The following is a 12143-nucleotide window of genomic DNA, read 5'->3' as shown; positions in this document are numbered from 1 at the left end:
CACCACGCGGTGCTTGCTACAACAACGACAGCCTGCAACTGTAACCAATCTGACTACAAGGTCAGGTATTTCGGCTAAAGTGGGACTATGACATCCCAGGAACACGACCCGCAGCCGGCGGGCGCTGCGCCCCATCCGCGGCCGCAGTCCAAAACAGACCTCTTCATTTCATTCTCCGTGCTGGCACTGCAGGGCTTTGGCGGCGTGCTGGCCATCGTGCAGCGCGAACTGGTCGAAAAAAAGAAGTGGCTCACCCAGGAGGAATTTGTCGAAGACTGGGCCGTGGCCCAGATCCTGCCCGGGCCCAATGTGGTCAACCTATCCTTGATGATTGGTGACCGCTACTTCGGCTTCAGCGGCGCGCTGACGGCCCTGGCCGGCATGCTGGCCTTTCCGCTGGTCATTGTGCTGGCGCTGGCCGCAGTGTTTGGTGGCGTTGCAGATACCGCTGCAGCACAGGGCGCCCTGCGCGGCATGGGCGCCGTGGCCGCGGGCCTGATCACGGCCACCGGCATCAAACTCATCGGTGCGCTGAAGAGCAATGTGATGGGGCTGGCCGTGTGTTGGGGCTTGGCGGTGCTGAGTTTTGTGGCCATCGCGCTGCTGCGCCTGCCACTGGTGTGGGTGCTGCTCGGCGTGGGGGGACTGGCCTGCGTGTGGGCCTATACCCAACTGGCCAGTGCCCAGGCAACGGAGGGTGCGCGATGACAACCGGTTTCTCGGCCGCCGATTGGATGTCCCTGCTGCTGCACTTCATGTCGTTGTCGCTGCTGGCCATTGGCGGGGCCATCACCACAGCGCCGGAGATGCACAGCTACCTGGTCAACGACAAGGCCTGGCTCACCGACAGCCAGTTCACATCATCTATCGCGTTGGCGCAGGCTGCGCCCGGACCGAATGTGCTCTTCATTGCGCTGCTGGGGTGGAACGTGGGCATGAATGCGGGCGGCGGCATGGGGGCCGGCCTGCACGCTTGGTGGATGGCTTTGGGAGGCGTGGTGGTGGCCATGGTGGGCATCATGCTGCCCAGCACGACGCTGACCTTTGTTGCCGCGCGCTGGGGCCACCAGAACCGCGAACTGCGCGCCGTAAGGGCCTTCAAGCAGGGCATGGCCCCGATCGTCATTGCGCTGCTGATTGCCACCGGCTGGATTTTGGCCACCAGCCACGGCAATCCGCTGGAGCATTGGCGGCCGTGGCTGCTGACCGTGGCCACCGCTTTTCTGGTGTGGCGCACCAAGCTGCATATGCTGTGGCTGCTGGGCGCGGGTGCTGTGCTGGGCGCCCTAGGCTGGGTGTGACCGTGAAAACTTAGCGCGGGTTCTCAAAGAACACGTAGTTGGTCGCATAGTCACTGATTTCGAAGTAAACCTTCTTCTCGCCCGGGTCGGCCTGCATATTGAGGTTTTCGTCCAGCACGCCGTAGCCATAGCGGTAGGGTCTTGGTTTGTTGTCGTCGGTGCCCATGGCGGTGGAGAGCTTGTCGATCTTGATAAAGCGACGCACCAGCTTGTCGCCGGCGTAGATTTCCAGCACGCCATTGGTGCCGGTCCAGTTCTGGATGTCGCGGCTGATCTTGTTTTGCTGCTCCTGGGTGCAGGCACTCAAGACAAATAGGGCGATAGCCCCCGTCAATACTGCACAATACGCTCTGAATTTCATAGCAAACACAGGCACCCTCCCCTAGGCCGTGCGTTGGCGCAAGGCCTCGTACAGGCATACGCCACTGGCTACCGACACGTTCAGGCTCTCGACCGCGCCCCGCATGGGAATGCTCACCAAGGCGTCGCAGGTTTTAGCTGTCAGTTGGCGCATGCCGGCACCCTCGGCGCCCAGCACTAGGGCCACCGGGCCTTTGAGGTCTGTCTGGTACAAGGTGGCGGGAGCCTGGTCGCTGGTGCCGATGATCCAGATGTTGCGCTCTTTCAATTCATTGAGCGTGCGTGCCAGGTTGGTGACCATGAAGTACGGCACGGTCTCGGCCGCTCCGCTGGCGACCTTGGCCACAGTGGCGTTGATGCCGGCCGCATGGTCCTTGGGCGCAATCACGGCGTGGGCACCTGCGCCATCGGCCACACGCAGGCAGGCGCCCAGGTTGTGCGGATCGGTCACGCCGTCCAGCACCAAAATCAGCGGTGGATTGCGCTCTTCCTTCGGCAAGGCTGCGTTGGCGGCTTCCAGGTCTTCGAGCAATTCGTCCAGAGAATGCACCTGGGCCAGGGCCTGCACCTTGGCTGCTACACCCTGGTGCCCATGACCACCACACAACTTGGCTAAGCGCGCGCTATCGGACTCCACCAGCTTGACCCCCGCCTCATTGGCACGGTCCAGAAAGCTACGCATGCGCGCATCGCGGCGCGTAGGCTCAAAGTAAATCTCGATGATGGATTGCGGTGCGGTTTTGAGGCGCACGCCCAGGGCATGGAAGCCGAATAGAACTTTGGGGGATGACATGCGGGGATTATCGCCCCACCCCATCCACTTCAGACCACCCTTCCGGCCTCGATGGTGATGCGCCGGTCGCAGCGCGCAGCGATAGCGCGGTCATGGGTGACCAGCACCAGCGTCGTGCCCTGCTCCCGATTCAAATCAAACATCAACTCCATGATCTTTTCACCAGTAGCGAAATCCAGGCTACCCGTGGGCTCATCAGCCAGCAGTACGGCTGGGTGCACGACAAAGGCACGGGCCAGGGCCACGCGCTGTTGCTCGCCGCCGCTGAGCACCTTGGGATAAGCGCTCAGGCGCTGCGACAGGCCTACGCGGGCCAACATCTCGGTGGCGGCCTGCCGCGCGTCCTTGCGTGCGGCCAGCTCCAGCGGCAGCATCACGTTTTCCAGGGCTGTGAGATTGCCCAGCAGTTGAAAACTCTGGAACACAAAACCCACCTGACTGGCCCGTAAACCGGCCCGTTCGTCTTCACCCATGGCGAACAGATTGGCGCCGGCCAGATGAACCGAACCACTGGTGGGAGTGTCCAAGCCCGCGATGATGGACAGCAAGGTGCTTTTGCCCGAACCCGATGCGCCCACAATGGCGGCGGTCTCGCGTGCTTTTAGCGCAAAATCAATATCGCGCAGAATCTCCAGCGTGCCGGTGGAATCGGTCACCGACTTGCAAACGTGTTCAACAGAAATAATGACTTCTTCACTCATGGGGCTCTCTTTGGTTCGTCGACACTGTATCGCGCTGGGTCTGCTGGCCGGGTTCGCGGGGTTATTGCCCGCATGGGCCGCGCCAACACCGGCCCGCGCACCCGCAACCATCCTCGTGGTGGGCGATTCCCTGAGCGCCGAGTATGGCCTCAAACGGGGCAGCGGCTGGGTGGCCTTGATGGAGCAGCGCCTGACACAAGAGAAAATCACGGCCACCGTCGTCAATGCCAGCATCAGCGGCGACACGACATCGGGTGGGCGCTCGCGCCTGCCGGCCCTGCTGAGCAAACACCAGCCCACCCTGGTCATCATCGAACTGGGCGGCAATGATGCACTGCGTGGGCTGCCGCTGGGTATGACACAAGACAACCTGCAAGCCATGACCCAGGCCGCACAGGCCGCCAAGGCCAAGGTGCTGCTGCTGGGCATGCAGATGCCGCCCAACTATGGCCAGGATTACGGTGCACGCTTTACCGCCCTGTATGCCACTGTGGCCAAGGCCAACAGGGCAGCGCTTGTGCCCTTTTTGCTGAAGGATGTTGCGGATGGCCCCGATGCGCTACGCCTGTTCCAGAACGACCGCATACACCCCACCGAAGCCGCCCATCCCACGATACTGAACAATGTGTGGCCGACGGTGAAGAAGCAACTTTCATGAGCCTGCACATCCTGCCGGCCACTGCGGTGCTGGCGCAGCTGGATAGCTTCGATACCGTCATCGACGCCCGCAGCGAAGCCGAGTTTGCACTGGACCGGCTGCCCGGAGCGGTGAACTGGCCCACGCTGAACGATGAAGAGCGCAAACTCATCGGCACGATGTATGTGCAGGTCAATCCGTTTGAAGCCAAGAAGCGCGGAGCGGCCATTGCGGCACGCAATATCGCCCACCACATCGAAAGCCATGTGCTGGAAAAGCCCAAGGAATGGAGACCCCTGGCCTACTGCTGGCGCGGTGGCAAGCGCAGCGGGTCCCTATCGCTGGTGCTGGACCAGATAGGCTTTCGCGTGACGCTGGTCCAAGGCGGATACAAGGCATTCAGAGCCGCCGTGCTGGTGGATATGGCACAGCGAGTGTCGCAACTCAATTTACAGGTGGTCTGCGGCACCACCGGGTCGGGCAAGACCCGCTTGCTGCATGCGCTGTCCCAGGCTGGCGCACAGGTGCTGGACTTGGAAGCACTGGCCCAACACCGCAGCTCCGTATTGGGCGCCATTCCCGGGCAATCGCAGCCGGTTCAGAAACGCTTTGATACCTTGATTTGGGATGCCCTGCGGCACTTTGACCCACAACGCCCGGTATTTGTGGAAAGCGAAAGCAAGAAGGTGGGCAATGTGGCCCTGCCCATGCCCCTTGTCGAGCGCATGCGCGCCAGTCCTTGTTGGGATGTAAGCCTGCCCATGGTGGAACGGGTGGCTTTGCTGCTGGAAGACTATGATTTTTTCGTCAAGGACAGCCGCTACTTCTGCGAGCGCCTGGATGTGCTGGCCGAATTCCGCGGCAAGGCAGTTGTGCAGGCCTGGAAGGATTTGGTTGCCGTGGGCAACTGGGAGCCCGTGGTGCAGGACCTGCTGACGCAGCACTACGATCCCGTGTACCTGCAGTCCATGCAGCGCAATTTCACGCAATACGCCAACGCGCAAGCCATTTCATCCGGGGATAGATCGCAGGAATCCATGGGCCAACTGGCGCGGCGTATGTTGCAGGATTTGGAGAGGGCCTAAGCCCTTGTCAGAGTACCCGTTTGCGGGTCAATTCGCCGACGGCCTGGGAGCCGGACTGGGGTTGTCGGTGTGCAATGTGTCGTTGTCATCCGTAGCAACGCTGCCGTCATCGGCTGGGCCATGGGCCTTGCGCGCATTCTTTTCCTTTAGCTTCTCTTCCTTCTTTTTCTTCTTTGCCAGTTCTTTCTGGCGCTTTTCGTAGCCGTAATTGGGTGTTGCCAAGGTGTACTTTCTGTTGTTGACGACACTGTACCACCTTGGCAGCAGTGGCTAGTCACGCCCCGCTGTGTGTCAGGACAGGAATTGCAGGGCTTGTGCGATGTCGGCCTGCAAATCTTCCACCGCCTCCAGGCCAGCGGAGAAGCGCACCACGGTACCGCGGGCCAGGTAGGCTGGCCAGCCGGTGCGCATGCTTGGCAACGCGTAGGGCACCACCAGGCTGATGGGGCCACCCCAGCTATAACCCAGACGGAACAGGCGCAGCGCGTTGCAAAAAGCATCCACTTGGTCTTGGCTGTAGCGGGCATCGATTACCACGCTGAACAGGCCTGCCGCACCACCCATGCCGTTTTGGCACAAGGATTTCCAATGGGCATGCCCCGGTGAATCGGGCAACACGGGGTGCAGCACCTGGGCAAATGCCGGCTGTGCCTGGCACCACTGCGCCAGCGCGCGGGCCGTGGCATCGTGCGCCGCATAGCGCAGGGCGATACTGGGCAGGCCACGCAGCACGGCTTCGGCATCATTGGCACCCACACCCAAGCCCAGGCGCATATGGGTCAGCTTGAGCCGCAGGTGCAGACCCAAGTCACGGGTGATGACACTGCCCATCAGCACGTCACCGCCGCCGCTCGGGTATTTGGTCAGCGCATGGGTTGTGATATCGACGCCCAAGCCAGGTGCCTCTGAGGGCAACAGATCAAAGGGCTTGAATGCCAGGCCAGCACCCCAGGTGTTGTCCAACGCCACGCACACGCCCTTGGCTTTGCACAGACGCACCAGGGCTACCAGATCAGGAAACTCCAACGTCACCGAGCCGGCAGCCTCCACCCACACCAAGCGGGTGCGATCGGACAAGCGGGCTTGCAGATCCGCCGGGTTCATCGGGTCGTAGTACTGATGCGTGATGCCCCAGCATTGCAACTCGCCTTCGGCCAGCGTCTTGTTCGGGCCATAGACGTTATCGGGCATCAGCACCTCGTCGCCGGGCTTGAGCAGCGACAACGCCACCAGCGCTAAAGCGGCCAAACCACTGGGGGCCAGCAGACACTGCAGGCCGCCCTCCAGCGTACACAGGCGTTCCTCCAGCGCGTAGGTGGTGGGCGTGCCGTGCAGGCCGTAGGTATAGGCAGTCTTGTCCTTCCACTGGTGGCTGCGCATCGCGGCCACCGAGGGAAAGAAAACGGTGGAGGCCTTGAACACGCCCGGTTGCGGCGCTTCAAAACCCGATGGCGGCACGTAAGGGTGGTGGATCAGCCCGGTGGTCTGCTGGGTCATGGGAAGAGGCCCTCGCCAGCTACACGCTCCATTTCTGGATCAGTTGTTCGGGACGCATCGCGTCGTAGCCCTCGAAAGGTTGGTGGATCCAGGGGTTGGTGGGCAGATACTCCACCGAGTAGTCGGGTGAGAATGTGGACAGTGCCTTGGTCCAGATGACGGCGCTACGCAGTTCGCTGATGGGGGCGTAATCGTGGCGGAGCTGGTGCACCACCGCATTCAGCGTGTGGCCGGAGTCGGCCAAGTCATCGACCAGCAGAACCCGGCCTGCGATCTCGCCCTTGGGCGTGGTGATGTAGCGCGCAATGTCCAGCTTGCCCTGCTGGGTGCCGGCCTCGGCCCGGTAGGAGCTGGTGGACATGATGGCCAGGGGCTTGTCAAAGACACGCGACAAGATGTCGCCCGGGCGCATGCCGCCGCGGGCCAGGCACAGTATGGTGTCGAATTCCCAGCCCGACTGGTGGACTTTGATGGCCAGTTTCTCAATCAGGTTGTGGTACTCGTCATAGCTCACATAGAGGTGCTTGCCGTCTTCTGTCAACATAAGATGCTCCTGTATTTATAGCTGTCTACGTAATGTTTACGAGGGCTAGCGCCCCATTTTCCTTAAGCGACTGGTGAATCACTCGGCCAGGTAGGGGTGGCGCATCATGATGGTGTGGTCGCGGTCCGGGCTGGTCGACACCATATGGATGGGCACGCCGGTGACCTGTTCGATGCGCTGCAGGTACAGGCGGGCGGCCACCGGCAGCTTGTCGTACTGGGTCACGCCCACGGTGCTGTCGCTCCAACCTTCCATGGTTTCGTAGATCGGCTTGCAGCGCGCAATGTCGTCTGCACCCATGGGCAGGATGTCAATGGTTTCGCCATCCAGCTCGTAGCCGGTGCACAGCAGCAGTTCTTTCAACCCGTCCAGCACATCCAGCTTGGTGATGCACAAGCCCGACAGGCCATTGACCTGGGCCGAGCGCTTGAGCAAGGCAGCGTCAAACCAGCCACAGCGGCGTGAGCGGCCGGTGGTGACGCCCTTCTCTGCCCCCACGGTGCTCATGTGGTAGCCCGGCGTGCCCTCCACTTCCCAGTCCAGCTCGGTAGGAAACGGTCCACCACCGACGCGGGTGCAATAGGCCTTGGTGATACCCAGGATGTAGTGCAACATGCCAGGGCCAACACCAGCACCGGCTGCGGCGTTACCGGCCACGCAGTTGCTGGATGTAACGTACGGGTAGGTTCCATGGTCCACATCGAGCAGCGTGCCCTGTGCGCCTTCAAACAGGAGGTTGGCGCCGTGGTGGTGGGCTTCGTTCAACTCACGCGAAACGTCAGCCATCATGGGCTTGAGCAGCTCCGCATGGCGCATGGCTTCGGCGTACACGGGCTCGAACTGCACCTGGCCGTCCTTCATGTAGGGGGCCAGCGTGGGGCCAAAGTCGAACGCAGCCGAGCCCAGGTAGCTGGTCAGCACATGGTTGTGCAGGTCCAGCAGCTCGCGCAGCTTGGCGGCGAAGCGCTCGGGGTATTTCAAATCCTGCACGCGCAGCGCGCGGCGGGCGATCTTGTCTTCGTAGGCCGGACCGATGCCGCGGCCGGTGGTGCCGATCTTGTCGGTGCCCCCCTTTTCGCGGAAGGCCTCGCGCGCCACGTCCAGTGCGGCGTGGAACGGCAGGATCAGCGGGCAGGCCTCGCTGATGCGCAGGCGCGAACGCAGCTCCACGCCGACTTTTTCCAGGCCTTCGATCTCTTCGAACAACTTGGCAGCCGACAGCACCACACCGTTGCCGATATAGCACTTCACTCCGGGACGCATGATGCCGCTGGGGATCAAATGCAGCGCCGTCTTCTTGCCGTTGATGACGAGCGTATGGCCCGCATTGTGGCCGCCCTGGAAGCGGACCACGCCCTGCGCGCTTTCGGTGAGCCAGTCGACCAGTTTGCCCTTGCCTTCATCGCCCCATTGCGTGCCGACGACGACGACGTTGCGTCCTTTGGTTGTGTTCATGTGATGTCCAAATGGTTGGGGACAGAGCTTCGCTGCGCGACGAACTGGCCCACAAGGGTTTTCATAAAACTTTGACAAGCCATTGGCCGGCGGACTGCTGCAGTTCGCGGTCGCAATGGAATTCATCAACTTCGCTTTCGTGGCCCGGCAGCACGCAGACCACGGTTTCACCTTGGCGGCGCAGCGCGGCTATCGCCGCACGCAGTTCGGCAGCCTCCCCCCAGGGCGCGCGGATGGCGGCCCGCAGGGGGCGGTCCGCGGCCACGGCGGTCAATGCCTTAATGTCCAGGCTGAAACCCACGGCTGGACGCTTGCGGCCAAATACCAGGCCCACCTCGTCATACCGCCCACCGCGTGCCAACGCAACGCTGGCACCGGGCGCGTAGAGCGAGAAGGTCGCGCCGCTGTAGTAGGCATAACCCCGCAGGTCGGCCAGGTCGAACGACACACTGGCTCCTTCCACATGGCTGGATAGCCATTTCAAATGAGCCAAGGCGGCTTGAATCTCGGGTGTGTCGGGCAGTAGCTTCTGGGCTTCTTGCAGAACAGCGGCGTCACCATAGAGCTGCAGCAAATTCACCAGGGTGTTTGATGTGCTGGCCGACACCTGGTGCAACAGGCTCTTGAGCGCGCTGGCGTCTTTGGCGGCCAGCGCGGCATGGACCTGTGCCAATTGGGCGGCATCCAGCTGCAGGCCTTTGAGCAAAGCGTGCAGGATGCGGGCGTCGGCCATATCGACGCTGATATTGCCGACCTGGGCGGCCTTGACGCAGTCCAGTGCCAGGGTCAGTATTTCCAGATCGGCCTCCAGGCCCGTGTGGCCATAGAGTTCGGCGCCAAATTGCAGGGGTTCGCGCGTGGCGTGGGGGCCATCAGGCCGTGTGTGCAACACAGGACCGCAGTAGCACAGACGGGCAACGCCCTGGCGGTTCAACAAATGGGCATCTATGCGGGCAACCTGGGGTGTGCTGTCGGCGCGCAGGCCCATCATGCGACCCGACAATTGGTCCACCAACTTGAAAGTCTGCAGGTCTAGCGCCTCACCGGTACCGGATAGCAGCGACTCCAGGTGCTCCAGCAACGGAGGCATGACCAACTCGTAGCCATAGCATCTCGCCATGTCCAACAGGTCTCTTCGTATTTCTTCGATGTGGCGCGCCTCGGAAGGCAGCACATCGGCAATGTGATCCGGTAAGACCCAGGCTGACATGTGAAAAGTGCAGGCTATTAAAACCCAGATTTTACCGGGCTTGGCGCCCGGTTTTCAGGATGCGAGCAGCCAAATCATCAGCAACCCACCCAAGATGCTGCATACACCAAAGAAGCGAATCTGCCCATCGCTGAGTGTCAGCAACTGGGCAAACATGCGACGCCAACCCGCAGGCGACAGAAAAGGGAACAGCCCTTCGATGACCAATACCAGCGCAATGGCCAGCCAAAGGGTGTCGCTGTTCAAGGCCGTCTGCTATTACTTCTTGCCAGGGGCAACGGCCGGCGCAACACCGCCGCGGAAGACCTTGAAGAACTCGCTGGAAGCGGGGTCCAGCACCATGACGTCGCTCTTGTTGTTGAACGTCGCCTTGTAGGCATCCAGGCTACGGTAGAACTGCGCGAACTGCGGGTCCTTGCCAAAGGCCTCGGCATAAATGCGCGCCGCCTCGGCATCACCCTCGCCCTTGATTTTTTGTGCATCGCGGTAGGCATTGGCAATCGTCACTTCGCGCTGGCGGTCGGCGTCGGCACGGATTTTTTCACCCTCGGCGGCACCGGTGGACCGCAACTCGTTGGCAACGCGCTTACGCTCGGCTTCCATGCGGCGGTAGACCGATTCGGTGATCGCTTCCACATAGTCAACACGGGTGATACGCACGTCCACGATGTCAACGCCCCAGGGTTTTGCACCCTTGACCTTGGCCAGCACCTCGGCCTTGACGTCTGCCATCAGATCTTCGCGCTTGAGCGACAGCAACTCCTTGACAGTGCGCTTATTGACTTCTTCCTGGAAAGCATTGCGGACCACACGAGTCAGCTGGAGGGTGCCGGCACCTTCATTCGAACCCACGTTGCGGATGTACTCGGCAGGCTCCGAGATGCGCCAACGCACATACCAATCTATCACCACGCGCTGCTTCTCGGCTGTCAGCATGGGTTCTGTATCCGAGCTGTCCAGCGTCAACAAGCGCTTGTCGATGTACAGCACATTTTGAAACGGCGGTGGCAACTTGAAGTTGAGGCCGGGCTCTTGGATCACTTGCGCGAGCTTGCCGAACTCGTAGACCAATCCAAATTGGCGCTGATCCACGACAAACAAAGTAGAACTCGCCAGCGCGATCAACACCAACAGCGACGAAAAAACAAATCCAATACGGTTCATGGCAGGTGGCTCCTAGCGGGATTCGCGGTCACGTGTGCGGGCAGCATCACGGCTGCGGGCGTCGTTGGTCGCGGCGGCGGGTGGCGTCACGTGAACGGGCGGCATTGTGGCAGGCGATGTGTTCACCCCGGTGTCACCCGGAGCCCCACTCATCTGCATGATTTTGTCCAGCGGCAAATACAAGAGGTTGGAGCCTTGCTTGGAATCCACCAAGACCTTGGTCGCATTGCCGTAGATTTGTTGCATGGTGTCCAGGTACATACGATCACGCGTCACCTGTGGCGCTTTCTGGTATTCGGCAAACACCGATCGGAAGCGCTGGGCATCACCTTGGGCTTGCGCCACGACCTTGGCTTTGTAGGCTTCGGCTTCTTCCTTCAGGCGAGATGCAGAGCCCACCGCGCGCGGGATCACATCGTTGGCATAAGCCTGTGCCTCATTCTTGGTTTTTTCGCGCTCTTGGCCGGCTTTCAGCACATCGTCGAATGAGGCCTGGACCTGTTCGGGCGGACGTACGCCGCCGGATTGAAGGTTGATGCCCACTACTTCGACCCCTACCTTGTAGCGGTCCAGAATGGTCTGCATCATGGTTCGCACGCGAGGCGCGATCTGGTCGCGCTCTTCAGACAACGCTGCATCCATCCTCATCTTGCCCAAAACCTCACGTACCGAGGTTTCTGCCGCCTGCACAACAGCATCCCTTGGATTCTTGCTTTCGAACAAGAATGCCCGTGCGTCGTTCAAGCGGTATTGAACCGAGAACTTGATATCCAGAATGTTTTCATCCTGGGTGAGCATGGCGGATTCGCGCAAACCCGTAGCCTTTATCACATTGTCACGCCCTACATCCAGGGATTGAATCTGCGTGACGAACACCGGTTCGTGGCTTTGTATGGGGTACGGCAAACGCCAGTTAAACCCAGTATTTACCACGGTGCCCTTGTACTTGCCAAACTGGGTGATGACGGCCTGCTGGCCTTCTTGCACAATAAAGAAACCGGTCCCAAACCAGAACAAGACAAGCACCGCGACAACCAAGCCCGCGCCAATACCCGCATTCTTCATATCGGGCTGGAACCCGCCCCCTGATCCACCCCGTGGCGGCTGCGACGGCTTACCAAACAAGCCACCCAGCTTGCGGTTGAAATCTTTCCACAGCTCGTCGAGATCGGGAGGACCACCTGCCGGTGTGTTCTTGCGGCCGTTGTCGCTGGGTGGTTTATTGGGGTCGTTGTCGGGCGGCGGCGCGCCCTCCCCTTTGCTTCCTTCTGTAGGCTTGTCGTCACCACGGCCCCAGCGCGAATCATTCAGGTTGAACATTCTTTGCGCCCATCGCGGCAGCAGGGTGCCAGCGGAAGGAGTAAGAGCACGAACGGTAGGTTTCATATCGTCGGTT

General features: G+C 61.0%; 15 protein-coding genes. 4 read left to right on the top strand and 11 right to left on the bottom strand.

Annotated elements, in window-relative coordinates:
* Window positions 1–87 precede the first annotated feature (87 nt).
* Entirely contained in the window at window positions 88–708 is a 621-nt protein-coding gene (locus tag AC07OO_RS20355) for a chromate transporter (RefSeq protein WP_495083970.1), read from the top strand.
* A complete protein-coding gene (locus AC07OO_RS20350) occupies window positions 705–1301 on the top strand; it encodes a chromate transporter (RefSeq protein ID WP_495083969.1) in 597 nt (198 codons plus the stop codon). Before AC07OO_RS20355 ends, AC07OO_RS20350 begins: the two co-directional genes overlap by 4 nt.
* Window positions 1302–1311: 10 nt before the next feature.
* Here the strand turns inward: AC07OO_RS20350 and AC07OO_RS20345 are convergent, their stop codons facing one another.
* From AC07OO_RS20345 to AC07OO_RS20335, 3 genes are read right to left on the bottom strand one after another with little or no spacing between them, the layout of a single operon-like run.
* The gene (locus AC07OO_RS20345; RefSeq protein ID WP_495083968.1) at window positions 1312–1662 is read right to left on the bottom strand and encodes a hypothetical protein; all 351 of its coding nucleotides are present in this window, start codon (window positions 1660–1662) and stop codon (window positions 1312–1314) included.
* A 21-nt stretch (window positions 1663–1683) separates the two neighbouring features.
* Complete coding sequence (gene rlmB, locus AC07OO_RS20340; RefSeq protein ID WP_495083967.1) at window positions 1684–2454, bottom strand: 23S rRNA (guanosine(2251)-2'-O)-methyltransferase RlmB; 771 nt, start codon at window positions 2452–2454, stop codon at window positions 1684–1686.
* A gap of 29 nt (window positions 2455–2483) precedes the next feature.
* Window positions 2484–3155: an ABC transporter ATP-binding protein gene (locus AC07OO_RS20335; protein WP_495083966.1), complete on the bottom strand. Its 672-nt coding sequence runs from the start codon at window positions 3153–3155 to the stop codon at window positions 2484–2486.
* Between AC07OO_RS20335 and AC07OO_RS20330 the strand changes: the two genes are divergently transcribed.
* Complete coding sequence (locus AC07OO_RS20330; RefSeq protein WP_495083965.1) at window positions 3139–3813, top strand: arylesterase; 675 nt, start codon at window positions 3139–3141, stop codon at window positions 3811–3813. The genes AC07OO_RS20335 and AC07OO_RS20330 overlap by 17 nt on opposite strands.
* On the top strand, window positions 3810–4877 hold the full coding sequence (gene mnmH / locus AC07OO_RS20325) for a tRNA 2-selenouridine(34) synthase MnmH (RefSeq protein WP_495083964.1): 1068 nt from the start codon (window positions 3810–3812) through the stop codon (window positions 4875–4877). The genes AC07OO_RS20330 and mnmH overlap by 4 nt, the downstream gene beginning before the upstream one ends.
* 27 nt (window positions 4878–4904) lie before the next feature.
* Here the strand turns inward: mnmH and AC07OO_RS20320 are convergent, their stop codons facing one another.
* The 8 genes from AC07OO_RS20320 to hflK form a co-directional block, all read right to left on the bottom strand.
* The gene (locus AC07OO_RS20320) at window positions 4905–5099 is read right to left on the bottom strand and encodes a hypothetical protein (protein WP_495083963.1); all 195 of its coding nucleotides are present in this window, start codon (window positions 5097–5099) and stop codon (window positions 4905–4907) included.
* A gap of 69 nt (window positions 5100–5168) precedes the next feature.
* Window positions 5169–6374: a PLP-dependent transferase gene (locus tag AC07OO_RS20315; RefSeq protein ID WP_495083962.1), complete on the bottom strand. Its 1206-nt coding sequence runs from the start codon at window positions 6372–6374 to the stop codon at window positions 5169–5171.
* A 19-nt stretch (window positions 6375–6393) separates the two neighbouring features.
* Window positions 6394–6918 (bottom strand): phosphoribosyltransferase, encoded by a 525-nt coding sequence (locus tag AC07OO_RS20310; protein WP_495083961.1) that lies wholly within the window; start codon window positions 6916–6918, stop codon window positions 6394–6396.
* Between the two features lie 78 nt (window positions 6919–6996).
* Window positions 6997–8373 (bottom strand): adenylosuccinate synthase, encoded by a 1377-nt coding sequence (locus tag AC07OO_RS20305; protein WP_495083960.1) that lies wholly within the window; start codon window positions 8371–8373, stop codon window positions 6997–6999.
* Between the two features lie 61 nt (window positions 8374–8434).
* Window positions 8435–9583, bottom strand: a complete 1149-nt coding sequence (locus AC07OO_RS20300; RefSeq protein WP_495083959.1) for an ATP phosphoribosyltransferase regulatory subunit — start codon at window positions 9581–9583, stop codon at window positions 8435–8437.
* A 54-nt stretch (window positions 9584–9637) separates the two neighbouring features.
* Window positions 9638–9829, bottom strand: a complete 192-nt coding sequence (locus tag AC07OO_RS20295; protein WP_495083958.1) for a DUF2065 domain-containing protein — start codon at window positions 9827–9829, stop codon at window positions 9638–9640.
* Window positions 9830–9841: 12 nt separating this feature from the next.
* The gene (gene hflC / locus AC07OO_RS20290) at window positions 9842–10747 is read right to left on the bottom strand and encodes a protease modulator HflC (protein WP_495083957.1); all 906 of its coding nucleotides are present in this window, start codon (window positions 10745–10747) and stop codon (window positions 9842–9844) included.
* Window positions 10748–10759: 12 nt separating this feature from the next.
* Complete coding sequence (hflK, locus tag AC07OO_RS20285; RefSeq protein ID WP_495083956.1) at window positions 10760–12067, bottom strand: FtsH protease activity modulator HflK; 1308 nt, start codon at window positions 12065–12067, stop codon at window positions 10760–10762.
* Between the last annotated feature and the right edge of the window lie 76 nt (window positions 12068–12143).

The sequence above is a fragment of the Rhodoferax sp. GW821-FHT07G04 genome, from assembly GCF_059418585.1.
Note: the sequence above shows the minus strand (reverse complement) of the source record. Positions and strands in the feature narration are given on the sequence as shown.

Coding starts and splice junctions, on each gene's coding strand:
- AC07OO_RS20345 (WP_495083968.1), bottom strand. CDS start 1,662: ATGAAATTCAGAGCGTATTGTGCAGTATTGACGGGGGCTATCGCCCTA.
- hflC (WP_495083957.1), bottom strand. CDS start 10,747: ATGAACCGTATTGGATTTGTTTTTTCGTCGCTGTTGGTGTTGATCGCG.
- hflK (WP_495083956.1), bottom strand. CDS start 12,067: ATGTTCAACCTGAATGATTCGCGCTGGGGCCGTGGTGACGACAAGCCT.
- rlmB (WP_495083967.1), bottom strand. CDS start 2,454: ATGTCATCCCCCAAAGTTCTATTCGGCTTCCATGCCCTGGGCGTGCGC.
- mnmH (WP_495083964.1), top strand. CDS start 3,810: ATGAGCCTGCACATCCTGCCGGCCACTGCGGTGCTGGCGCAGCTGGAT.
- AC07OO_RS20300 (WP_495083959.1), bottom strand. CDS start 9,583: ATGTCAGCCTGGGTCTTACCGGATCACATTGCCGATGTGCTGCCTTCC.
- AC07OO_RS20330 (WP_495083965.1), top strand. CDS start 3,139: ATGACTTCTTCACTCATGGGGCTCTCTTTGGTTCGTCGACACTGTATC.
- AC07OO_RS20355 (WP_495083970.1), top strand. CDS start 88: ATGACATCCCAGGAACACGACCCGCAGCCGGCGGGCGCTGCGCCCCAT.
- AC07OO_RS20350 (WP_495083969.1), top strand. CDS start 705: ATGACAACCGGTTTCTCGGCCGCCGATTGGATGTCCCTGCTGCTGCAC.
- AC07OO_RS20315 (WP_495083962.1), bottom strand. CDS start 6,374: ATGACCCAGCAGACCACCGGGCTGATCCACCACCCTTACGTGCCGCCA.
- AC07OO_RS20305 (WP_495083960.1), bottom strand. CDS start 8,373: ATGAACACAACCAAAGGACGCAACGTCGTCGTCGTCGGCACGCAATGG.
- AC07OO_RS20335 (WP_495083966.1), bottom strand. CDS start 3,155: ATGAGTGAAGAAGTCATTATTTCTGTTGAACACGTTTGCAAGTCGGTG.
- AC07OO_RS20310 (WP_495083961.1), bottom strand. CDS start 6,918: ATGTTGACAGAAGACGGCAAGCACCTCTATGTGAGCTATGACGAGTAC.